Annotated in this window: 17 protein-coding genes and 4 pseudogenes; 12 read left to right on the top strand and 9 right to left on the bottom strand. The window is 44.6% G+C overall.

Annotated elements, in window-relative coordinates; all coding sequences use genetic code 11:
- Nucleotides 1-639 (top strand): L,D-transpeptidase (locus IQ257_RS22195; RefSeq protein ID WP_322744436.1); only part of this gene is annotated, 639 nt, incomplete at its 5' end.
- A 16-nt stretch (nt 640-655) separates the two neighbouring features.
- Here IQ257_RS22195 and IQ257_RS22200 read toward each other — a convergent pair.
- Nucleotides 656-1249 (bottom strand): hypothetical protein, encoded by a 594-nt coding sequence (locus IQ257_RS22200; protein ID WP_193881382.1) that lies wholly within the window; start codon nt 1247-1249, stop codon nt 656-658.
- Between the two features lie 394 nt (nt 1250-1643).
- Between IQ257_RS22200 and IQ257_RS22205 the strand changes: the two genes are divergently transcribed.
- A complete protein-coding gene (locus IQ257_RS22205) occupies nt 1644-2384 on the top strand; it encodes a hypothetical protein (RefSeq protein WP_193881379.1) in 741 nt (246 codons plus the stop codon).
- A 1-nt stretch (nt 2385) separates the two neighbouring features.
- Nucleotides 2386-2862 carry a type II toxin-antitoxin system VapC family toxin gene (locus IQ257_RS22210; protein WP_193881376.1) on the top strand — a complete coding sequence of 159 codons (477 nt, stop codon included), beginning with the start codon at nt 2386-2388 and terminating at the stop codon, nt 2860-2862.
- Here the strand turns inward: IQ257_RS22210 and IQ257_RS22215 are convergent.
- Both IQ257_RS22215 and IQ257_RS22220 read right to left on the bottom strand, forming a co-directional pair.
- On the bottom strand, nt 2859-3767 hold the full coding sequence (locus IQ257_RS22215; protein WP_193881373.1) for a hypothetical protein: 909 nt from the start codon (nt 3765-3767) through the stop codon (nt 2859-2861). The two genes, IQ257_RS22210 and IQ257_RS22215, sit on opposite strands and share 4 nt — an antisense overlap.
- 364 nt (nt 3768-4131) lie before the next feature.
- Nucleotides 4132-4707, bottom strand: a complete 576-nt coding sequence (locus tag IQ257_RS22220) for a Uma2 family endonuclease (RefSeq protein WP_193881370.1) — start codon at nt 4705-4707, stop codon at nt 4132-4134.
- 102 nt (nt 4708-4809) lie between these two features.
- Here IQ257_RS22220 and mnmE point away from each other — a divergent pair, with 102 nt between their 5' ends.
- Nucleotides 4810-6192, top strand: coding sequence for a tRNA uridine-5-carboxymethylaminomethyl(34) synthesis GTPase MnmE (mnmE, locus tag IQ257_RS22225; RefSeq protein WP_193881367.1), 1383 nt, complete (start codon nt 4810-4812; stop codon nt 6190-6192).
- Nucleotides 6193-6388: 196 nt separating this feature from the next.
- Here mnmE and IQ257_RS22230 read toward each other — a convergent pair whose 3' ends face one another.
- Nucleotides 6389-7420, bottom strand: a complete 1032-nt coding sequence (locus tag IQ257_RS22230; RefSeq protein ID WP_193881364.1) for a TIGR00341 family protein — start codon at nt 7418-7420, stop codon at nt 6389-6391.
- A gap of 103 nt (nt 7421-7523) precedes the next feature.
- On the opposite strand from IQ257_RS22230, the pseudogene IQ257_RS22235 reads away from it, so the two are divergent.
- Both IQ257_RS22235 and IQ257_RS22240 read left to right on the top strand, forming a co-directional pair.
- Nucleotides 7524-8441, top strand: a pseudogene (locus tag IQ257_RS22235) (phospholipase D-like domain-containing protein); the annotation flags it as partial.
- 69 nt (nt 8442-8510) lie between these two features.
- Nucleotides 8511-9380, top strand: a pseudogene (locus IQ257_RS22240) (transposase).
- Between the two features lie 31 nt (nt 9381-9411).
- Here the strand turns inward: IQ257_RS22240 and IQ257_RS22245 are convergent.
- Together IQ257_RS22245 and IQ257_RS22250 are read right to left on the bottom strand one after the other, a co-directional pair.
- Nucleotides 9412-10100: pseudogene (locus IQ257_RS22245) on the bottom strand (IS4 family transposase); the annotation flags it as partial.
- 277 nt (nt 10101-10377) lie between these two features.
- The gene (locus IQ257_RS22250) at nt 10378-11316 is read right to left on the bottom strand and encodes a tetratricopeptide repeat protein (protein ID WP_193881394.1); all 939 of its coding nucleotides are present in this window, start codon (nt 11314-11316) and stop codon (nt 10378-10380) included.
- 718 nt (nt 11317-12034) lie between these two features.
- Between IQ257_RS22250 and IQ257_RS22255 the strand changes: the two genes are divergently transcribed.
- Nucleotides 12035-12220, top strand: a complete 186-nt coding sequence (locus IQ257_RS22255; protein WP_193881391.1) for a hypothetical protein — start codon at nt 12035-12037, stop codon at nt 12218-12220.
- A 103-nt stretch (nt 12221-12323) separates the two neighbouring features.
- Here the strand turns inward: IQ257_RS22255 and IQ257_RS22260 are convergent, their stop codons facing one another.
- The 3 genes from IQ257_RS22260 to mnmA form a co-directional block, all read right to left on the bottom strand.
- Entirely contained in the window at nt 12324-14711 is a 2388-nt protein-coding gene (locus tag IQ257_RS22260) for a caspase family protein (protein WP_193881388.1), read from the bottom strand.
- Nucleotides 14712-15031: 320 nt separating this feature from the next.
- Nucleotides 15032-16204 (bottom strand): sulfate adenylyltransferase, encoded by a 1173-nt coding sequence (sat, locus tag IQ257_RS22265; RefSeq protein WP_193881424.1) that lies wholly within the window; start codon nt 16202-16204, stop codon nt 15032-15034.
- Between the two features lie 175 nt (nt 16205-16379).
- Nucleotides 16380-17471: a tRNA 2-thiouridine(34) synthase MnmA gene (gene mnmA, locus IQ257_RS22270; RefSeq protein WP_193881427.1), complete on the bottom strand. Its 1092-nt coding sequence runs from the start codon at nt 17469-17471 to the stop codon at nt 16380-16382.
- 194 nt (nt 17472-17665) lie between these two features.
- Between mnmA and IQ257_RS22275 the strand changes: the two genes are divergently transcribed.
- The 5 genes and pseudogenes from IQ257_RS22275 to IQ257_RS22295 form a co-directional block, all read left to right on the top strand.
- Entirely contained in the window at nt 17666-18445 is a 780-nt protein-coding gene (locus tag IQ257_RS22275; RefSeq protein ID WP_193881430.1) for a Uma2 family endonuclease, read from the top strand.
- Nucleotides 18446-18502: 57 nt separating this feature from the next.
- Complete coding sequence (locus IQ257_RS30285; protein WP_228060921.1) at nt 18503-18724, top strand: hypothetical protein; 222 nt, start codon at nt 18503-18505, stop codon at nt 18722-18724.
- Nucleotides 18725-18787: 63 nt separating this feature from the next.
- Entirely contained in the window at nt 18788-19402 is a 615-nt protein-coding gene (locus tag IQ257_RS22285) for a class I SAM-dependent methyltransferase (RefSeq protein ID WP_193881433.1), read from the top strand.
- A gap of 6 nt (nt 19403-19408) precedes the next feature.
- Nucleotides 19409-19603: pseudogene (locus tag IQ257_RS22290) on the top strand (acireductone dioxygenase); the annotation flags it as partial.
- A gap of 58 nt (nt 19604-19661) precedes the next feature.
- Nucleotides 19662-23465, top strand: a 3804-nt coding sequence (locus IQ257_RS22295; RefSeq protein WP_193933229.1) for a filamentous hemagglutinin N-terminal domain-containing protein, incomplete at its 3' end; no start/stop codon positions are given.

The raw sequence follows: 23465 nt of genomic DNA on the forward strand, positions 1-23465 counted from the left end.
CTCCCCCTTCCCCCTTCACCAGTGCCATTTGGCTCAGAGATAACCGCGATGGTATTCGGGAAATTCCGGTTTCAAAATTGGCTTCAGTTTAGTTTGGGTTCAGTTATTCTGTTGCTAGTCGGGCAGCAGCACGCGATCGCTTCGTTGACAGTTCCGACTGAAACCCCCTTGCTGCTAAATTTACCCACAATCGAACCTCCAGAAGTGCCACCCTTGGGAGAACCCGATGCTTTTCTACCCAGCGTGGAACGTCTGCTTCATGTTGTAGTCAAATTGACGGAACGCCGTCTTTACGTGTATCAAGACGAGCAGTTACAAGTCAGTTATCCTATTGCCGTCGGTAAACCTGAATGGGAAACGCCGACGGGTAGCTTTGAGGTTACACAGATGGTTCGTGATCCGGCTTGGGAGCATCCTTGGTCTGGAGAGGTGGTTCCGCCAGGGGAGGACAATCCTCTTGGCAGCCGTTGGATTGGCTTTTGGACGGACGGACGCAACCAGATTGGATTTCACGGCACTCCCGATGAATCGGTAATCGGACAAGCTATTTCCCACGGCTGTGTCCGTATGCGTGATCAGGATGTTCGAGCTTTGTTTGATGTTGTGAGTGTCGGTACAGCCGTCATCGTAGAGCCTTGATTTTCATAGTGTATCGTTAGGCGATCGCTTCTGTTAAGTCCTGCCAGCGCTGATTCCACAGTTGCTTCATCGCTTGCATCACCTCTGGCAAATCGGCAAATTCCTGACTTTGCTGGTTAATTTCCGGGGCTAATCCCTGGAGTCCATTACAATCTCGGCAACAGTACAGCACTTGTTCCCAAGCAGAATACCACTCATTTCCTGCTTGCTGATGGGCGCGAATGGGTTTGAGGCGTTCGTCCTCTTCTCGCAGGTATTGGGCTTGTTTTGCCCAAGCATCACGCCAAGGTTGCACCGCTTGAGGCATCTCGTGTTGGTCGTACCAGTCGCGTTCAGTACGAAAGATTTCGCCCAACTGGTCAAGGGCAGGACGAGAGGTACAGCGCTTGATAGCGGCGATTCCTTGGTCGATCCAGAGGGGCAAGTTGCGATAACTGATGAATTTGGCACGGGATTCAACCAATTTGACCCAAATTTGGTGCTGCCAGCATTCGAGGTGTTGAATCTGGTTGGGGGAAATGTTGAGGAAGATGGCGACTTGCTGCCGTACTTCGTCGATAGGGAATTGGCGAGGGTCGAGAACCCCAGCCATGATTAAGTTCTGGGACATGATGATAGAACACTCCTGATTTGGGTAGAGGTGTAGAAGCCCAAAATCTAAGCCACCCCGTCTAAGTTGTCATAGAAAGTCGGGGTGGCTAGAGGAGTGTTACCATTTCATCTAGCCTCCAGACTGCCATTACAGTTTGGGGGTTAGCCGCTCGGAGCTGCTGCTAACAGCTTTGAGTGGCGCTAAGATTTTTAGGGTTTCAGGTTTAATTAGGATTACCTTAGCAGATTGAGTGATTTTTGCTCAAGGGTCAAGGTCTGTTTGCAAATCTTTAGAAAACCTTGTAACGCTCTACCCTTCACAATCTCCAACGGTGTTAGTATAAGCCAGTTACAGAAGTTAGAGCGCCAATATAGCTAAAATGACTATAGCTTCTGTCAAGGAGGCATAAAAAATGCTTAATGAAATAATGCCGGAGCTTAAGAAAGAGCAGCTTAATGAGACAACGCTGGATGTTAATAACATCAGGCAGATTCTTGAGAATCCATTGGCTGCTAATTCATTAGAAGATGAAATAGCTGAATTTTTTAGAGAAGTAGCGGCACTCAAGGGACAAAGTGTTCACGATACCCTACGTGAAATGATTACAGGAACTCAAAAATATCTTGAGGCAGTTGATACACCTATTGAGTTTAAAAACGGTATACCAACAGATATAAATAAGTTTTCAGATAAACTTGAAAAACTCTCTGTAGGAATAGAAGCTTGTTGGGATGTGTTTTCGCAAGACAGCCGTCATTCTTTTATTAATTTAGCTCAAGAATTTTGTGAAGCCAGTTTTAAATTCCAAGGATGGAAAGGTTTATTGATTAGGTTGCAACTTCTTTTTCCATCTATTAGGCAAAGAAAAAATTTATTTAGAAAATACAAGGATTCTTTCTTGTTGATACCCAAAGCTGTAAATAGGGCAATAGAGCTTAGAGAATCGAAGCGTACTGCTCAACTACAAACTACAGCACAATCTCTACTGGAACGTGCAAGAGTAATAAATCAAAAGCAGCAAGCTTTATTACCCTTTTTAAAACATTTAGGGCGTACTCCGGAAGAGCAACTAGAAAAAAATCAAGCAGCAATGGCATGGGCAAAAGCCAGAATGGAAGAGATTGAACGTAAACGCAATAGACGTAATTCATAACGTGATAGTTATTTTAGACTCTGGAGTGCTTGGATTACTGGCTAGTCCCATTCAGGATGCATCGGAAGAGGAAGAAAATGAAATCTATCAATGTACAGAATGGCTGTATTCCCTTCTCTCTAAATCTGTTTATGTAGTAACTTCTGAAATTTCGGATTACGAGGTTAGGCGAGAACTGATTCGCATCAAAAGTGATGGTATAGGACTTCTGGATAACCTGAGAGATGTGATTGATTTTCTCCCCTTAACTAAGGAGGTCATGAAAAAAGCTGCGGAGTTTTGGGCTGATGCACGTCAAAATCATATACCCACAGCGGATGATAAAAATATTGACGCAGACATGATTATTTCAGCTCAATGGAGTCTATTAAGTGAAAAATATCCAGGACGTACTGTCTTGATTGCTACAAAAAATATTAGACATCTGAAGCTCTTTGCTCAAGAGAATGCTCAAGACTGGATGAATATTAGAGTTTAACTGCCTAAATTTTGGTCTTTAAATAAGGAAAGTTGGTTATCCGGAGGTGCAGGTATGACTGCAAGTACTTTTTGAATAGTATGCTGAATTGATATTAACTCTCCTTGAGAATCATATTGTGTTACAATTTCAACTTGAGCTTTGACTGCATAACCAGAAGCAAGAGTAATCTCTCCCTGTTTAAATTTTTTTAACCACTCTAGATCATTAATTTTCGCATCAATAGTTTTCTTTCCGTGTTTAAATTCCCATTTAGATGCACCAAGCAAGTCTGGTTTTTTGACCTTTAAAATCATTTTTGATTCAGATCTTACAGTCTCTTCGACTAATAAATTTTCTCTAGAGTCTGAAGAAATACTAAAATCACGATTAATAAGCCAGTTAGAGGAGCCAAACAAGTAATACAACTGATCTGCTTCCTGAAGCTCAGATGAAGCTGATTGAAGCTTATCTATACTTGATAATAAATCTTTATCAGTAGGAGGTGTATAAATACCAAGCTTTTTGACATCAGTCTTCTCTGCTAAAGACTTAATTTTATTTTTTAAATCCAACAATTCCGAAGTACTATTGATGGTAGAACGCTTATTGATAAAATTTATGATAGAAGACTTAGATTCGACTAGGAAAACGATAATCGCCTTGATATTGAAATTTTTTATAGTCGTCTCATTTTCCGATTTAAAAATATTTTTTAGCCAGAGAATAATGGAACCTGGCTGTATATCCTCTAATAAAAGATCGGGTTCAAGCTCTATATCAAGAGTTTTGATGAGATTTTTATCTGTGAATTGACAAAAATCTATAAGTTTTGAAAGAGCGCGAAATACTCTAGAAGGATCTTCTGTATCTCTAGCAAATTCTATTTTAAAGCCAAAATCAGCTCTACCGGGTGATAAAATCAAATATTTGACCAACTATACAGAACGTTATAAACTAATTAAAGATCAATTGTAGAACATAAAATCAGACTGAGTGTTCATAATTGAGTCAAGTCATGGCGAAAATTCCACTTATTCAGTAGGGGCGTAAACTATAGCCTACCACTGCTGGAGGGATGTGACAGATGGGTAGAAAAAGGCGGATACAAGAATGATTGGGGTTGTACCTGCGGTAGTAGACAGCCACAAGTACCAGATTTTGCTGAGATTGCCAATAGGGTTGGGGAGTGAAAAATGCGGGTTGGTGGGCATTACTAACTTTATTGGTTGGTAAGCGTTTCGAGATTGTCTTAGGTAATGCCCACCCTACAACTACTCATATTTTTTATTACCAGACTATTTGTAAATCTAAGACAAAACCAGGCAGGACATCTTCTCCTGATAATTCAGTCGGTTCTTCCAGTACCTCTACCGCTTGTTCTTGACGATAAATTTCAACTCGACGAGTTTTTCGATTAATTAACCAGCCAAGCCTTACCTGATTATCTATATATTCTTTCATTTTGTCTTGAGTTTCTTTCAATTTATCTGTTGGCGACATTAACTCTAAAATAAAATCGGGAGCAATTGGAGAAAATTTCTCTTTTTGTTCTGGAGTGAGTGCATCCCATCGTTCCTGTTTAATCCAGGAGACATCAGGAGAACGGTTAGCACCATTCGGAAGGCGGAAACAGGTTGAGGAATCGAATACTTCTCCAAGTTGAGTCTGCCGATTCCAAATAACAAAATCAGCAATAAGTCCAGCATTGCGTTTGCCAGTTTCTCCTCCTGTGGGGGACACGACGATGATTTCTCCTTTAGCGTTGCGTTCCAATTTTAGGTCTGGATTGGCTCGACACAGATGATAAAACTGATCGTCAGTGAGTTCGACAATCGGGTTGAGGTTGATAGTAATTGCTGTCATAGCCAGAGGTGAGAGGATTGAGGGAGTTGCCAAATATTCTAGGCGATCGCATCTCTCAATCCGCTTGATACCCTGAGATAAGTGAGGGTAGGCTCAGTAACAATGTCCCAAAAGTTTGTACAAGGCGAAACCATAGCCGCGATCGCAACCGCAGTTGTCCCCCAACAGGGAAGTGTGGGGATTGTGCGGGTATCGGGGCAAGATGCACTTGCGATCGCGCATACCTTATTCCACGCACCGGGGCGTCAGGTTTGGGAAAGTCACCGCATTCTCTACGGTTATGTGCGTCATCCCCAGACTAAACAAGTAGTCGATGAAGCACTCTTATTAATCATGCAATCCCCTCGCTCCTACACTCGTGAAGATGTGGTAGAGTTTCACTGCCATGGGGGGATTATGCCCGTGCAGCAGGTGTTGCAGTTGTGCCTGGAGTTGGGTGCGAGGTTGGCACAACCGGGAGAGTTTACGCTACGGGCATTTTTGAACGGGCGGTTGGATTTAACCCAAGCAGAAAGTATTGCAGACTTAGTGGGTTCTCGTTCGCCGGCGGCGGCACAAGCTGCACTGGCAGGGATTCAGGGGAAGTTAGCTGTACCGATTCGCCAACTTCGGGACACTTGTTTGGATATTTTGGCAGAAATTGAAGCCCGGATTGATTTTGAAGAAGATTTGCCGCCCTTGAATGAAGCGGGCGTGATTGCTCAAATCAAGCAGGTATTAGCAGATATTACTCAAATTCTGGCAACGGCAGATCGCGGGGAATTGCTGCGTACCGGTTTAAAAGTAGCAATCGTCGGGCGTCCGAATGTGGGAAAATCAAGTTTGCTCAATGCTTGGAGTCGAAGCGATCGCGCGATTGTGACTGACTTACCAGGTACTACCCGCGATGTGGTGGAATCTCAGCTAGTCGTTGGCGGCATACCCGTGCAGGTGCTGGATACTGCTGGAATTCGGGCAACAACTGATCAAGTAGAGAAGATTGGCGTAGAGCGATCGCGCCGTGCGGCAGGTGCGGCTGATTTGATTTTACTGGTAATTGAAGCAACAACAGGCTGGAGTGCAGAAGATCAAGAAATTTACGAACAAGTAAAACACCGTCCTCTAATTTTAGTAATTAACAAAACTGACCTGTCTCCAGCAGAAACTGTATCCTATCCTGATAACATTCAGCGTATCGTTACAGCCGCTGTTACACAAAACCAAGGGATTGAAAACTTAGAAAAAGCTATTCTTGAAGCGGTACAAATGGGAACAATTAAAGCGGCTGATATAGATTTAGCGATTAATCACCGGCAAGCAGCGGCATTAACGAGGGCAAAACTATCGCTTCAGCAGGTTCAAGAAACGATTAACCAGCAGTTGCCGTTAGATTTTTGGTCGATTGATTTGCGGGGGGCGATTCAAGCGTTAGGTGAAATTACAGGAGAGGAGGTAACGGAATCGGTACTTGATAGAATTTTCAGTCGTTTTTGTATTGGGAAGTAGCTCGGAAATCAGCCCGGAGTTCAAACTCCGGGCTAATAGATCAAGTCCACTTAAGTGGACTGAAAGTTTTGTAGAGTCTGTATTTAGTCCTCTTAAGAGGACTTTATTTATGAGCCAGGGGTTTAAACCCTTGGCGGTTGGTGAGACTGGTGTCAATACTGCTCGGATAAGAAAGAGATTAAACTATCCTCTTTCCTCACATTATCTGATAATTCCGTTTCCAGAACAAAATCCCAATAATTAGTACTGATAGCAGCACAAACCATAACCAAAAAGCCCTCTGAGTTAGCTTCCGGGCTTTATAAGCTTCCCACCATTTACCTGGATGTAGCTTTTGGACTGAAAACGTGACAATTCCTGCCAAATTTAGACAAATTAAGTTAATTAGGAATAGTAAAATTGCTCCTACGGCGACTTGCCCATAACCCGAACCCAGCAATAATCCCACTGTTACCAATGGCGGAAGTAGAGCGACTGCTACCATAACTCCGACAAGAGCATTCGTTGCTCCAGCGGTGAATGAGAGTGCGCCGGCAATGCCAGAAGCAAACGCTAGGATAACATCTGAGACACCGACGTTTGTCCTGAAGGCAATTTCAGGAATCTCTGGAGAGACTTCAAAAACATATCCTAAAAAGATAGAAAAACAGAGGGCAGCAAACATACCAACGCTACCAACTTTTACGGCGCGAAGGGCAAGCTTTGTATCTCCAAGGGTGGTGGCAAGGGATAACGCCATATTCGGTCCCAGTAAAGGGGCAATAACCATCGCACCGATAAGAATGGTGCCGTTATCACGCAACAGACCAATAGCTGCAATAATGGTTGAGAGAAGAACCATCAAAATATGGTTTCCTGTTAGGGCTACAGTTGGGGAAATATCTTCATAGAGTTCCTGACGGTTGATGCGGGAAATTTGAGGCTCTAACTCCTGTTTTAATTTCTGTTCTTTTTGTTCATCTCCTGTTTTTTCCGGTGGTGAAGGTCGAGGAATAGATGCTTCTATAGAAAGCAAAATAATACGAAAACTATCCACTTGAGCAAAGTGAGTTTCTAGCTGTTCAATGACCGCTTCGGCTTCTTCGGCAGACAGCAATATTCTGATAAGAGTTTGATGGTTAGATAAGTCGGTTTGCCAAATTCCAACTAGAGAATTTTCGGATAGTAATTCTTGTACCTGCTCAGCTTTTTCATTAGGTAGAAATACCTCAAGTAGACGTAAATTCATAAGTAATTTAATGCTTCAATCTCAGTGAGTAGTGACTAGTCTTAATATAGAGTAAAGGGTATGCCGTCGCTGGATAATTTTTTGTTCTGGGGGATAGCAAACAATGCCGCGTATTTTTGATAATATAGAACAATCTCTACTGCCGACTTTACGAGACACCCTGCAAATCTCAAAGCGGGCTGATTTCTGTGTTGGTTATTTCAATCTCAGAGGATGGCGTAAAATTGACGACCAGATTGAGCAGTTTGCGGGTAGATTCGGGGCTTGCTGTCGTCTTTTAGTTGGGATGCAGCAGTTACCCAAAGATGTAGTTTATTCGGCTTTGGCACTGGGTAACGAAAACAGAGGAATTGATAACAGTACGGTCATTCGTTACAAGAAACAAATTGCTCAAGAGTTTTGTGAACAACTGATTTGGGGCGCACCGACTAATAAAGATGAGGCGGGTTTACGCAGGCTCAGTCAGCAAATTAAAACTCAGAAGGTGATTATCAAACTATTCCTCAGACATCCCCTTCATGCCAAAGTTTACTTAGTTCATCGCAGTGATATCAATAATCCGACGATTGGTTTTTTGGGAAGTAGTAATCTTACCTTGTCTGGGCTAGAACATCAGGGCGAGTTAAATGTTGATGTTTTAGACCACGATGCTTGTCAAAAGCTGCAAAAGTGGTTTGATGACCGATGGGATGACCGCTGGTGTATCGATATTTCTCAAGAACTCGTTGACATCATTGATAACAGTTGGGCAAGAGAAAAGCCGATTCCGCCTTACTACATTTATCTGAAAATCGCCTACCACCTGTCTCAGGAAGCAAGAGCAGGGCTGTCTGAGTATCATATCCCCCGCGATGTTAAAAGTCAGTTGTTTGACTTCCAAAAAGCTGCTGTTCAGATTGCTGCCCGTCACGTCAACCGCAGAGGTGGTGTACTGGTAGGGGATGTCGTGGGTTTAGGCAAAACGTTAATTGCCACGACCCTAGCCAAGATTCTAGAAGAAGATTTTTTCCTAGCGGGACTTAAACGAAAAACAAAAGATAAAAAGGGTATAATTCTTTTATAGTCTAAGTTTCACGTCAGTAAGTGAGTGATGAAAGAAACAACTCCCGCCGCCATGCCCCCATGTTTCGATAAATGGTGTAAAAGGTTTGACTTTTCTGTTTAACCATAAAGCTCAAAAACGGGAATTTTACCGCCGGGGTAGGAAGACAATACATTGGAGAAATAGGGAAAACGGATAACGGGGTAGTGGTAATTTCTGAGGGAACTGGAAAAAAGAAAACTAATGTACATAGGAGGAGTCGCCAAAAACCGGAAAGTGAGAAGACCAAAGGAGTCAGAAGGAAAAAATGAAATACGATTAGATGAGTTAGTGAAAAGATTGCCAACTAGTGGTTTTAGGGAGATAAACCTAAAAGGAGAAAAACCAAGAACAGTGTGGGTGGCAACGGTAGAAGTAGAACTGTCAAAGCTGGAAGGGAACAGAAGAATTGCTATCGTCATGAATGCATCAACGCCTCGACTTCGCTCGGCGTTGAAACTTCGGCTTCGCTCAGTTTCAACCTGCGAAAAAGCCAGTGAGATAGACTATTTGATAACCAATATCGACTCAAAAATTGCCACAGAGGAGTGGATAGTACAAAGCTATTCCCAAAGAAACTGGGTAGAAGTTTTTTATCGAAAAGTCAAGGGATGGTTAGGGTTAGAAGAATACCAAGTGAGGGATTATAGAAGTTTAATGAGGCATTTTATTTTGGTTTTCTGTGCCTATACATTTATTTTATGGCACACCTTAACAGGAGGATTAAGGCGAAGGTGGGCGAATAAACCTTTAAATACTTTTGCCGACGCTTTAGAGGCATTTCGTACAGCGATGTCGAGTCGTTTTATGGCTTGGCTGAACGAAAATAGGGACGTATTTATCGCTTATAAAGCCAGTTTGGGCTTTATCTGGGGCTGATATTTGTTTAAGTCCCGCTACTACATCTCTGAGGTAGTATCGTCGGATCAAGGACGCTGGTTAAATAAGAGTGCCAAATTTTTCCCGAACGAACTTCAATTAGACGTAAGGTAATAAATGGAGTTCTTTTTGTGCCAGCTCCCAGACGTACCCTTCTGTCTCGCAGAGCATAACTATCAGTGAAAACTTGCTCAACCTGAACTGAGGCTCCTTTTTTTAAACGAGTAATAAAGTCAACATTTTGGTCAGTTAACTGCCGCCAAAAACTGAAATGATAAAAGCCTCTATCTAGCAAAAGCAAAGTTTTAGCTGTCACTAAGTTTAAAATGTCTTCTTCAAAGAGCGTAATAGAGTAAATTGAACACTTTCAGGTATTGGACGACCCTGCCTGGTGTGCCAAGCAGCTTTCAACTGTGGCAATAAATCTTTAAAGACCTGCTCAAATAAGGAAGCCGGAAATGTCAAAAACCTTTGAGATAGCGCTTGCTGAGTGACCCTTTTGGGACTACACCACAGAAACCCTTCTCTAGCTAACATTCTGGTCAGTTCGGTGACTCCCGCTACCTCCCGCCACAGTAAGGTTAATACCGCCGCTACCATCAGTGGTAAATTGAGTATCCTGTCTCTTAATCCTAGTTTTCGGTAGTAGTTTTCTTGTGCGGTGATCGCTGGTGTTAATAAGGTTTCAAGTTGAGTGGCAATGACTTCTTCTTCCACCATCGGTCGGGTTGTCTTTTTGGCGTGATCTCGGTTCGTTTTACGGCTGACACTCATAGGCTTTCTGCCCCCAATACCTCAATTCCTTGTCGCCTCTTGAGTGTCACATGATTTTTCCAGAGTGCAAATATTTAGCCGACTTCATGTTGATAATGATAATCGTGATGAAGGGGGGAAAGGCGAGCGTCGCTCGCCTTTCTCCCACTCCTAAATGTGTGATTATCATTCTCTACAATAAGGAAATTAAGTATATTGACTCATTTACAACCACCACACCACCTTAACTTGTCACCAATGGATAACCGTCGGAGGTATAGTGGCGAAAGTCCTGAATGAGTTGGTCGATGGGTTCTGCCTCTCCCAAGTCACGCATCTGCACTTTGTCTGGTTGCCCTGCGGGTAAGATAAATGCCAGGTAACGGGCGGGTTTCCATTTTGATTCCTCACTAGCGGCGTGGAAGTCAACGACATCAAAACAGACAAACTCGATTAAGGTGCTGCCTGTTGGTAGTTCCAAGGCAACGCTACCGCAGTCAACCGGTTGCTCTTGGAGTTGGATTTCTGGTACTTGGCGGGCGAGTTGCTGCTGCAATTTGTTCTGTTCGGCTTGCAGTTGCCGGATGCGATCGGGCTGGGGTTGAGTAAAGGTAAAGTAGATAATCTCGTCGCTCAATTCTCGCAGTTTCTTTAACTCTTCCGTTAGGTGGGGATAGCGTCCACTGTAGATTGCTTGGTTCAGTGCAGCTAAGGCGGCGGCGGTTATGGCTTTGCGTTGCAGCACTAGATTTAGTGCTGCTTGTTTGGCTTGAGGGGAGTCGTGGAGGTGTTTGTAGACTAGGGAGAGGAATCCCTCAAAATTAGCTCTGAATAGTTGGAGATAGGTGAGGCGATCGCGTTCCGAACTTGCGGCAAACGCTTGGCTAATCAGACGGTTCTCAATTGCTGCTGCTTCTTTCCTTAGTTCTAGCGCTTCAGAATAGCGATCGGTGGCAGCAAATAAAACGGCTAAATTGTTCAGGCTAGTGGCAATATTGGGATGCTCCTCTCCCCAAATTTGTCGCGCTAAGGTTAATGCGTCCTCAGCCAAACTTACGGCTTGAGCATACTGACCTTGATTATAGAGTTGAACAGCTTGCTGATTGAGTTGCTGCCAGCGCAGTATCTTCTTGAGTTTCCCCACTCCCGTTGCTAAATTTCGCAACCAATTAAAAACTCTCATTGTCTACTCCTTTTAATGATGTGATTGATTCTTCTAGTTTCCCGATTTCAATTTCAGTGGTTGTCGAGTGTGTTAGCGAAGGGCAACATATCATTAATTAAGGCTAATGAATTTTCTGTCTCATAGCTGAAGTCGGTTTTAACTGACATCTTGCACCTTTGTCGATAAGCCCGAAAATCCGCCCGCAGTTCAAACTCCGGGCTAATAGCTCAAGTCCATTGAAATGGACTAAAACTCTTATCCAGTCGTCTTTAGACGACTTTAGCTATGAGCCAGTGGTTTAAACCACTGGCGGTTAGTGAGACTGGTGCAAGATGTGAGTTTTAACCGACTGAACTCTTGCTCAAGTAAGTATAGTGTTTACATATCAAATGTAAACACTATAAGAGCAAAAAATGATAGAATTAAACCTCTACTTATAGAAAGAAAAAGTCGATGACAAGCCAAGACAGAGAAAAAGAAATTAAAGAGTTAAAGGCTTATTCTACCGTTGAGGCTGGTTATTTTCCTCAAGAATGCACGTCTTGGTAAAAGCCAGTCATACAAAGGGATTGGGATTTTCGGAGATGTCTATTAGTAAGTAACTTGAGTTACTTGCTGTCTCTCTTAGAATGATTATTAGCTATAAACCGTCAATTTAATTCTACTTCTTTCAACACCAGTCCCAATTAATAAAGACTAGATTGTATCCATCAACTCATACATTACGACAAAAGCAATGAAACCAACAAACACACCAATTATTCTCGTCCCAGCAAATCCAATGGAACCCTCACCAACCAACTCCCAAACCCTTCTCGTCAACGGTGGCGTCACAATCTTAGCTATCTTTGCTCTAACGTACTTCAGCAAAACCTTAATCGATTCCATCAGCAAATTGGTAGAAGTTTGGCAGAAAAAGTAGCAAAGCCTTATCCCCCATTAAAAAGCGAAATCCCCCTTGTTAAGGGGGAGATAGGGCAGGAGTAACACCTCAAAAGTCTCCTTGTCTCCAAATCACTCGTTAACTAAACCACTTGATAAACAAAACTCAACGTTGCCCACGCTTTCAAATCCAGGACATAGGCATCAGAAACTGTACCGATAACATTCGGTGTTACCGCACTAGTTTGGTGTAAATCTTGCAAGAGAGCTCGCGCTACTTCCAGGGGATTAAACAAATCACCAATTCGCTCTCCTTCTCCTTTAGAACGTCTTGCCGCTTCAAGTGCCGCGATCGCTCGGGTAAAAGGGCTGTGGCTGCAAATTAGATGGTTTTCTGCCAGTCCCACAGGACCTGGAATGACCCAATTATACGATGCTGAAGGTTGGGGTAAGGTCAACTTTTCTCCCGGTGCGATCGCTCCATTTTTCAGGAGTGGGTTGTTGTCTAACTCAGACGCTTCCGGAGAGGATTGGTTGTGATACAGAGCGATCGCACCGCTATTCGTCTCGATACCCAGCAGCATAAAATAAATGGGGCGATCGCTAACATTCTCCAACCGATACTGGATGCGATTACCAATCGGCAATGTTGGTATTGTGATTGATTCAACAGTGGTTTTGAAGTTACGGTTATTTTTTTTACCTGCAACTGCTCCCGAAGATGAAGACACCCGCCAGGTTTCTTTCTGCATCACTACCTTTTCGTCTGGGGCAATTGTCTCCAGAGAAGCCCGAATGCCCAGCCGAGAGGAGCCTTCATTTGCTGTCAGACGCAGTAATTTAGCTGCCAATAAAGTTTTGAATTTCGGGCTAAGTCGGTTGACGGCTGACTTCACCGCTTCTCCCTCTTCTCCGATCGTATTAGGAATTGGTTCACGGGCAAGATAAAATAATCCATAGCCTCCTTTGTACTCCGGTTTGCTGCCTTCTGGCGTTGCCTGCATCTTCCCTCTCCCAAACAAATAATCAGCAGGCTGTTCTCCAGCACTCACCACCGATGAGACAGAAGGGATACTCGCAAAAGCGCTCGTAGCATCTACCCGCTCGATACGTTGCAAGTGAGTATCTAAAGCCACCGTCAAACCAAGATTGCGAGGCAGTACCCGAATCGATTCTTGTACAAGCTGTCCCACTTGGAGTTGGTAATCTGGGACTGTAGTACTGTCCACGACTTGCGCCCTAACGGTTAAACCTTCTTTAGAGCGTACTTGCAGTTTAGGAGATTTGGCAGCAGCCTTATCAGGAGTCTTCTTGCCCTCTTCCTGAATAGTCGATGGCTTGAGGATAGGGTTTTCTTGTCCAGACGCCGATAGGCTTGACCCTACACTATTGATGGGTTCCAGTAAAGAACTGATGCCGTAGTATTCTAAAACGGTGGCTGGAAGTCCTGCTAGCCAAAGCTGTGCGGTTTTACCATTCTCTTCTACAGCCGTTACCACACCATCTGCTCCCAGGTTGAAGTCTGGGGGTAGGTAATAGGCAAGTAAAGGATTGAGACTTTTTTTATTGATCAACCGGGGCTGCTGTTCTTTCCCAACCAGTTGATTAACCATTCCTGCCGTCTGGCTCAAAGTAATCTGAACCGTTGTTGCTGGGGCAGCTTGCCACAAATGCTGAGTGAGGGCGTAGGTAAACAAACCGGCACTAAAGCCATTCCACTGAGCCTCCGTTGCCAGTTGAGAAGGTCCAGCCGCCGCCAGAACTAGCCCTGGCATTCTAAAATTCGGGCTCTCTAATGGCTTCAATTGCGTCCGAGAGATATTCAGGCGACGCAAAATTTGTTCTTGAAAAGCCAGTTCATCTGGACTGGGAGCTTCTGCGGGAGGATTGGGGAATGAGCGCACCCGCAGACTGCCTTGGAGGACATTAGAGATGCCAATATGACTCGTATCGAGTACGGTGCTCACCCGATCAGTCGGCAGAGAGCGCAGCAGCAACGCCAAGGTTTCTTCCAGAAAATCATTAGCGATTGGCAGTTTCTTAGTCGGCAGGATGCCATCGACTGGCACAAAACTATTTTGCAGGCGCACGGCACTATCTGGGGTAGAGTCCAGATTCATCTGGACGCGGCTGCCATAGCCGCTAAAGTGGAAGACTACAACATCACCCACCTTAGCTTGCTTCGTCAAGTGTTCCACAAACGCTGTTTCAATACTTTCGCGGGTTGCTTGGCTATCCTTGAGCGTTAAAATATCGCTGGCGTTGAAGCCAAACCGATACATCAACAGTTCCTGTTGCAGTTCCACATCTGTAATACACCCCCCCAACGCTGCACTCCGAGGATACTGGTTGATGCCCACGAGCAATGCCAGTTTCCGTCCACCGGGTTGTGCCAGTGCCTGGAAATACCGATCTAACAGAGGCACGGCTAAACTTTGATCGCCTAGGAGTGATAGCACTGTTTCACTCACTCCCAGCGCCGCTAGTCCCCAGCCAGCTTTTTGCAGGAAAGTCCGCCGATTAAGTCTCATATTAGCAATCAGCTCTGTAATTTCAGCTATCAGCCTACCAGGAATAAGTTAGCGATGAATCTTGGGCTGTAGCTTAAGAGACTAACAAAATCTAATGATCAATGACAATAAATACTAATCAGAATCAGGGGTTGGAGACAAGCCCCTTTAGTCCAAATTTCTCACAAGCCTTCTGGGTAAGGAAGCTGAGGAAGAGGACAAGGGGACAAGGAAATTGTTGAGGTTTTATTCATCTCCCCATCTCCCCATCTCCCGTTCGGCTGACGCTCACGGCGAAGCCCAGCTCCCCCGCTCCCCAGCTCCCCAGCTCCCCTATCTCCTCAGATTTTCACCTTCATCACTCTTGCTAATTCCGCTGCCACCAAAGGTCTGGAAAACTGAGGGGGCGGCAATTCACCCCGACGCAACATTTCCCGTACCTTAGTGCCAGAGAGGTGAATACGCTGGTCTGAGTTACTGGGGCTTGTCTTAGCCGTTGCCATCGTCTCAGTTACCTCACAGTAAAAGGCGTGCTCAAACTTCAGGGGCATAATCCCCAATTCACTCGATTCAAACTCATCAAAGATATACTGGGCGTCGTAGGTGCCGTAATAATCACCCACACCAGCATGATCGCGTCCGACAATAAAATGGGTACAGCCATAGTTCTTGCGCACCATCGCATGAAAAATGGCTTCTCTGGGACCTGCATAGCGCATGGCAGCCGGATTAATTGCCAGAATCACCCGGTTGTTGGGGAAATAATTCTCAATCATGATTTCGTAGCAACGCATCCGCACATCAGCGGGGATGTCATCGCTTTTTGTGGCACCGACTAACGGATGGAGAAACAGACCATCTACGATTTCGAGGGCACACTTGATAATGTATTCGTGAGCGCGATGAATGGGATTGCGCGTCTGGAACCCGACCACAGTTTTCCAGCCTTTTTCTCGGAACAGAGTGCGAGACTGAGCTGGGTCGATTTGGTACGCTGGAAACTGAGGATGGGGGTAACGTTGCAACAACCAGACTGGACCTGCTAAATTAACGTCTCCTTGGTCATAGATTACCTTAACACCCGGGTGCTTATCCTCATCGGTACGATAAACATTAACCACCTCATGGGCTTTGTCGTACCGATATTTCTGAGTCAGATCCAAGACACCAACAAAGCGCCCACTCGGATCATCTAAGCGTACCAACCCGCCTTCTTTTAACGGCTCTGCTACTGCCTCTTCTACAGAAAGGGTAATGGGAATAGACCAAGGCAGACCGTTAGCCAGACGCATGTTGTCAACAACAGATTGATAGTCAGCTTGCTCCATAAAGCCAACTAGGGGACTAAATCCCCCAATCGCAATCATCACTAAATCGGAGGTTGTCCGTTCGTCGATCTGAACTCTGGGTAGGGAGTCAGCTTTATCTAAAAATTCGTTGAGTTGCTCGGGTGTCGCAATACGGTTAATTAGCTGACCCCCATGGGGGGCGATTCCATCTAGATGACTGCTCAAAGTAATTGCCTTTCTGGGTTAACTGCAACTACTAAAATAATCTCCTTTCTGCACTTACGGCAATTCCTATGGTGTTTACCCAAACAATAAGGATTCTCAATGCACTATCCTCAACATTCATTGGGAGTGACATTCTGCCCACGCTGACAGTACACTCCCAGCTAATGACAAAGGACTAATCAGCAACAACTGCTCGCTCAATAATACCTCCACCCAACAAAATATCCCCGTCGTATAAAACAGCAGCTTGTCCGGGGGTGATGCTGAACTGGGGTTCGTCAAAGATTAACTTCATGCGTGAAGCGAAGCTATCACCGTTCGACGAATTACCTTCTAGAGGAATAACATTCACAGCGACAGGGCGTGAACGATAGCGGACTTGTACAGAGGCTCGGATAGGAGCCGTGGGTGGGTGAATGGAAACCCAGTTGACCCGCCCAACGGTACATTCAGACTGAGTAGCACTGTCACGACTACCCACAATAACCCGATTCCGGGCTGTATCTAGCTCAACCACATACAGGGGTTCAGCAGCAGCAATGCCCAAGCCCTTACGCTGCCCAATGGTGTAATGGTGAATACCGTTATGCTGTCCTAACACCTTGCCGTTGACATCAACGATGTCACCTGTGGTTTGGGAAATATACTTGTCTAAGAATTTCCCCATTGAACCGTAAGACTCGATCAAGCACAAGTCCTGACTTTCTGGCTTATCGGCTGTCTTGAGATTATAGTGCGCCGCAAGGCGTCGAGTTTCGGTTTTCTGGAGTTCTCCCAACGGAAAGATTGACCCAGCTAACAGGTCTTGCGTCAAGTCATAGAGAAAGTAGGATTGGTCTTTTGTCAAGTCTACTGCCCGACGCAGTTGATAGCGATCAGTTTGGCTATCGTAATCAATCCGGGCATAGTGACCTGTAGCAATTTTATCAATGCCCAACTGTTCACGAGCATAGACAAGCATCGGGCTGAACTTCACGGTTTTATTGCACTGAGAGCAAGGCAGGGGCGTAATGCCGGATTCGTAACCCGAAACCAAGTAATCAACAATATTGCTTTGAAAGACTTCCCGACTATCAACGATATGATGGGGAATACCTAATTGTTCACAAATGAACGCCGCATCGACCATTCCCTCAGAGCAGCATTGACCTTTCCCTTTCATTAACCAAAGGGTCAGACCAACGACTTCGTATCCTTGATGGTGCAGGGTGGCGGCGGCAACGGAACTGTCAACCCCACCGGAGAGACCCACGACGACTCTATTCATGAAACCACAGGTAATAAAGCTGGTAACACAGTTACTGATCTAGGCTAACACTCACAAATGGCTATCTCCTTCTAGGGCGTGTCATTAATGCCGTAAGACATAGCAAGGACTAGAGTTAGCGATCGCTCTATAATTAAAGCCTGAATCTGCTGTAATTTGATTTAGGGTGACAATTTCATAATTCATAATTCATAATGACTCTCTCCTCCACCCCCCAAATCATCTATCCCGAAAGCGACGGTCAACCTTTGGCTGATAACACGATTCAATTCCGCCTGATTGTCACCATTCAAGGCGGACTTGATGCTTTTTATAAAGACAACCCCAACGTCTTTGTCGCTGGAGACTTATTTTGGTATCCAGTAGAAGGCGAACCGTGGGTGAGAATTGCCCCCGATGTGATGGTCGCAATGGGCAGACCAAAAGGGGATAGACGTTCTTATAAACAATGGGTTGAAGGCAATATTGCCCCGCAAGTGGTGTTTGAGATTGCCTCTAAAAGTAATTCACTCACAGAATTAGAAGGAACAAAGCGGCTGTTTTATGAGCGTTATGGCGTCGAAGAATATTATCTGTTTGACCCAGATAGGGGAACGTTGAAAGGTTGGTTACGCTCGGCAGACGTATTGAACCCAATTCCCACCATGCCAGGATGGGTGAGTCCCTGTCTGGGAATCCGGTTTGAACTTAAGGATAAAGAGTTACACCTTTATCGACCTGATGGAGAGTCATTTGCGACCTATTTAGAGATGGTCGCACGGACAGAACGCGCTGAACTGGCAAAAGAACGGGAGCGGTTGGCAAAAGAACGAACACAAGCAGAACAGGCACAAGCAGAACAGGCACAAGCACAAGCAGAACAGGCACAACGAGATGCCATTCCCAAGCTGCTGGCAATGGGGTTGAGTGTGGAGCAAATCGCACAGGTACTCTCGTTACCCGTTGAAGTGGTGCGTGATGTTGCCCAGTCTTAGCGATTCAATCGGTTTTGCCACAACTCAATACGCCCCACCAACCGTAGAACTCTTCTAATGATTCAGCTTTTTGTTGGGTTTAGAGTAAGCCAATCGGTTGGGTTAGCGCCAGCGTCACCTCATCGAGGGATTAAGCTACCATTAAGTGAAAAGTCGAGAAAATCCGTGGAAAATAACGTAATAGATTTAGTCATAGGTGGGTTAGCAATTACTATTTTGGCGGGGGGTTTGCTGATGCTATTTAATGGAATTTCAGCCTTTGGAGATAAAGATAAGTAAATCCCTTACCTTTGAATCTTTGTAGTGTTTAGTCTACAGGGAAACGATCACCCATTTATTGTCATGACTGATACTGTTTTTACAAACAAGGGAAAATTTTTTGATCGCTGGGCACCCAACTACGATTGGCTGTTCACGACTGTATTTTACCAAGCGGTTCACAAGCGATTGTTAGACTACGTTGAACTACCCTCTGAGCCTAATGTACTTGATCTCGGTTGTGGCACAGGTCGTTTACTGCATCGCCTTGCTACCCAGTTTCCAACTCTGAAAGGAACTGGCTTAGACCTGTCAGTTCAAATGCTACATCAAGCTCGACAGCGTAACTCGTACAGAACTCGACTGATTTTCAAGCAGGGTAATGCCGAGTCTATGCCTTTTGCTGAGGGTCAGTTTGATGCCGTATTTAATACCATCAGTTTTTTGCATTATCCCCATCCCCAACAGGTTTTTTTAGAAGTCAGCCGGGTACTACGCCCTGGTGGACGTTTCCATCTAGCTGACTACACGGTTAGGGAAGAAAAAGGCACGAGAGTTTTTCCGTTTACGCCCAATAGCATTCGATTCTACAGTCCTCAACAACGGGAACAATTTGGAGCGGCAGCCGGTTTGGAATGTTTGGGACATTACTATCTGTTGGGACCCGTTATGCTATCAGTTTTTGAAGCAGTAGGGTAAGGGCAGTTGTTCAAGAGTTTAACTAATTCGTTCTACACCCAGTTAGAGGATATTAGACGAGAACTGGCTCCGCTGAACATTGAACTCAATCACTGGTCTGTAGGAGACAATCCAGAAATTCACAGCCTACTTGCTAAGGATGCCTTAAGTGATAAGGAAAAAGAGGAAGTACTCCAAGCTTTTGATGATTATTTTGAACAGCATTAGATGAGTGTACCGGCTGGGCAAATGAACGTTTACAAGCAGGGGAAAATCTACCATGAAACCTAGAATCGTTACTTCACTCTGCCTGAGATTATTGACAACCTTCGGTTTTAGTTCACCGATAGTGGATAAAACGCCTTGGTTTCTTTTCACCATCTTAGCTATCAACCTTGGCAACCAACCTCTGCAAGCACAACCCATTACCCCAGCAGTAGATGGCACGAATACCAACGTTATCCAAAATGGCGATAGTTTCAACATCAATGGCGGGATGCTTTCAGGTGATGGTGCCAATTTATTCCACAGTTTCGAGCAGTTTGGACTCTCTGAAGGTCAAATTGCCAACTTTTTATCCCATCCTGACATTCAGAATATCTTAGGGCGAGTAACGGGTGGTGACGCTTCGATTATTAATGGGTTAATTCAGGTAACGGGGGGGAATTCTAATTTATTTTTAATGAATTCGGCGGGAATTGTGTTTGGTGCGAACGCTAGTCTGAATGTCCCGGCGGATTTTATGGCGACAACTGCCACTGGTATTGGCTTTAATGGTGGATGGTTTAATGCTTTTGGTGGGAATGACTATCAGAGTTTAGTGGGAAATCCTGGTAGTTTTGCCTTTGATTTGGCGCAAACAGGAAGTATTATCAATGCCGCAAATTTAACGCTAAAAGAAGGTGGCAATTTAACCTTACTGGGTGGCACAGTTATCAGCACTGGGGAATTGGCTGCACCAGGAGGAAAGATTACAATTGCGGCGGTTCCGGGGGAACGTTTGGTGAGAATTAGTCAACCGGGACAGTTATTGAGTTTGGAAATAGCACTGCCAAGGGATAGCGAGGGGGGGGTGCTTCCGGTTACACCTCTGGATTTACCGACTCTGTTGACGGGGAGTGCTGAGACAGGGTTAAGTGTTAATCCCGATAATACGGTGCAGGTAACAGGTACTGAGTTTGGGGTAGGAAATGGAGATGCGATCGCTAAAACTCTCACAACCGAAACCGCGACTTTATCGGCTGAACACAATCTTATTTTAATTGAGAGTCAGCTAGAAACGACAGGAGATTTGACTCTCTTGGCTGGGGATACCGTCTTTGTGCGGGATAATCTGGCACATCCGTTTATCACGCAGGCGGGTGGTAATTTGTATATTCAGGGGAATCAGAATATTGATATTTTGGCGCTGAATCATCCCCAAACGCCGTTTGTGAGTGGCGGTAATCTCAGTTTAGTTAGTAATGGAATTATTTCGGGAGATGCTCACTTTGTCAGTGGCGGAAGTCTGGCAATGCTGAATTTATCAGGGGAACCGGGTAATTTTGTCAGTTTGTATGATCCGATTATTAGCGCTAATGGGGATGTTGTATTTGGGAATTATACTGGGGTATCCCTAAAGATAGAGGCAACCGGGAGTATTAGTGGAGACGATATCATAATTAATGGTTCAGATACAGGGCTAGATCCTAATATTAACAACAATGATCCGGACATTCCAATTTTAATAGGAAAACCGGCGCTAATTTTAAGAGCAGGTTTAGATGATTTACTTTATTCTGAAAATGTTCCAATCTCAGCGGGAGGAACAAATTTTGATTTATCCGGAATTCCATCATCGCTACCATCAGGAAGTATTAAGATAGGTGATCTTAATCGTCCAGAACCAGATGGTCATGGTGTTATCGTAATTTTAAATGCTGTAGGTGATATTAAGACAGGACGGCTAAAAACTGATGAGTTTAGTCAGGATGCTGGTTCCATTAATTTGGATGCTGGAGGTAACATTTTCACAGATGGGCTTTCAGCTATAGATACATCCCCTAATGGTAGAGGTGGTGACATTACTCTGAACGCGGGAGGCGGTATAACTATTACGGGAAGCCTAAGAACTTTCTCTAATAATAATAATGCTGGTCATGTTACTATTGAGGCAATTGGTGACATTAATATTATGATCCCAGATACGTTTATACAAGCTTTTTCAGATAGTGAAACAGGCAATGCTGGCGATATTACCTTGATTAGTGAACAAGGAAGCATTATTAGTGAAACTGGCATAGATGGCTACAACCGGGGAAGTGGGCAAACTGGTTCTATAACATTGCAGGCTTCTGATGTTATTAGGATTGGTGATATAGCAACCCAAACGCCTGAGGCTATTGGTGGCAGTGTTAGCATTCGTTCTCGAGGTAACATTACTACAGGTAGAATTCGTGCAGACGGAAAATTAGGTGGCGGCAATATCAGTATTACAAGCACAAATGGTAACATTAACGCCTCCAAAGAAAGTCTAGATTCTAACGCTGAAAATGGCAATGGTGGTTCCGTAATTCTGGATGCTGCTGGCGATATCTTCACGGCTGCTATTACATCCAGTTCTGAATCAGGTATGGGAGGAACAATTACTATTAAAAGCGGTGGAATAATTGACACTACAGCAGGTGACTTAGACTCTAGCACCAATAACGGTAATGGAGGCACAATAGAATTAGATGCCCCAGGCGATATTAAAACCTCTGGTATCAATACTTCCGGTAGTGCAAATGGGGGAGATATCATACTTACCAGCGGTGGTGCTATTGATACCGCATCAGGTATTTTAAATGCGGCGGGTGGTGACAATGGCGGTAATATAACTCTTTTTGCTCCCCGTGATATTTCCACAGGTGAAATTACCTCATTCTTGAGTGGTTTCAGCGGCAATAGTGGCAACATCACTATCACCAGTGAAAACGCGAATATCGATACCAGCCAAGGCGCACTCATTACCGCATCAGCTTTGGGAACTGGTGGTAAGATCACCCTTGATGCTGCGGGTAACATTACCGCCGCTCAAATTGATGCTATTTCTGAAACTAATCTAGGTGGAGAAATCCAACTCACTGCACCGAATACCATTACTCTCGGTGGCAATATCACAACCAATCAAAATAACCTTATCTTTAACGGTTCAGTAACCCTAGCTGAAGACATTGCCATTACCATTTCCGGTACAGGTAACATTACCTTCCAAAACACCGTTAACGGCACTCAAAACCTCACCCTCACAACTGACAGCGGCACTATTCAATTTAACGATAGCGTTGGCGGTTCCACCCCTCTCAATAGATTAACCGTCCAAAGCAACATCACCGATAATCCTACAGGTATCGATATCACTGCCATCGATACCATCATCACCAATAACCTCACTTCACTCGAAAGCCTTTCTCTCACCAGCACCAACGGATACATTCAAACCGGAAACCTCACCTCACCTGGAAGTACAACTCTCACCAGCACAAACAGCTTTATTCAAACCGGAAACATCACCTCATCCGGAAGTACAACTCTCACCAGCAACAGCTTTATTCAAACTGGAAATATCACCTCACCCAGCGGCATTTCCCTTACCAGCAACAACGCACAAATTTCTACAGGTATTCTCGACTCGTCTAACCCCGACGGCGATGGCGGTGATGTTACTCTCAATGCTCGTAGCGATATTACTGTCAGATACATTAATGCACAGAGCCTGAATAATGGCATTGGTGGGACTGTGACGATTAATGCTGATATTGACACCCCCAGTTACATCCAACTAACCGACTCTTTCACCGACCAAAATGGTAAAACTGCGAGTATTTCCACTGCGGGAAGTGAGGACGGTGGTAGTATTATTATCTATCACGGCGGAGATGGTGAGATACCGTTTATTGTCGGGAATGCTCAAACGAATGGCACTCAGGAAGCAATTACTAGAGGGGATGACGCGGGGATACAGACGATTGACCCGACTAGAGATTATTATTTCACTCACAAACAGGATCGCGATCGCATTCAAATTATATCCATTCTGGGAGCCGTCCCCCTACCAGCAACC

The organism is Coleofasciculus sp. LEGE 07092 (genome assembly GCF_015207375.1).
GTDB lineage: Bacteria > Cyanobacteriota > Cyanobacteriia > Cyanobacteriales > Coleofasciculaceae > LEGE-07092.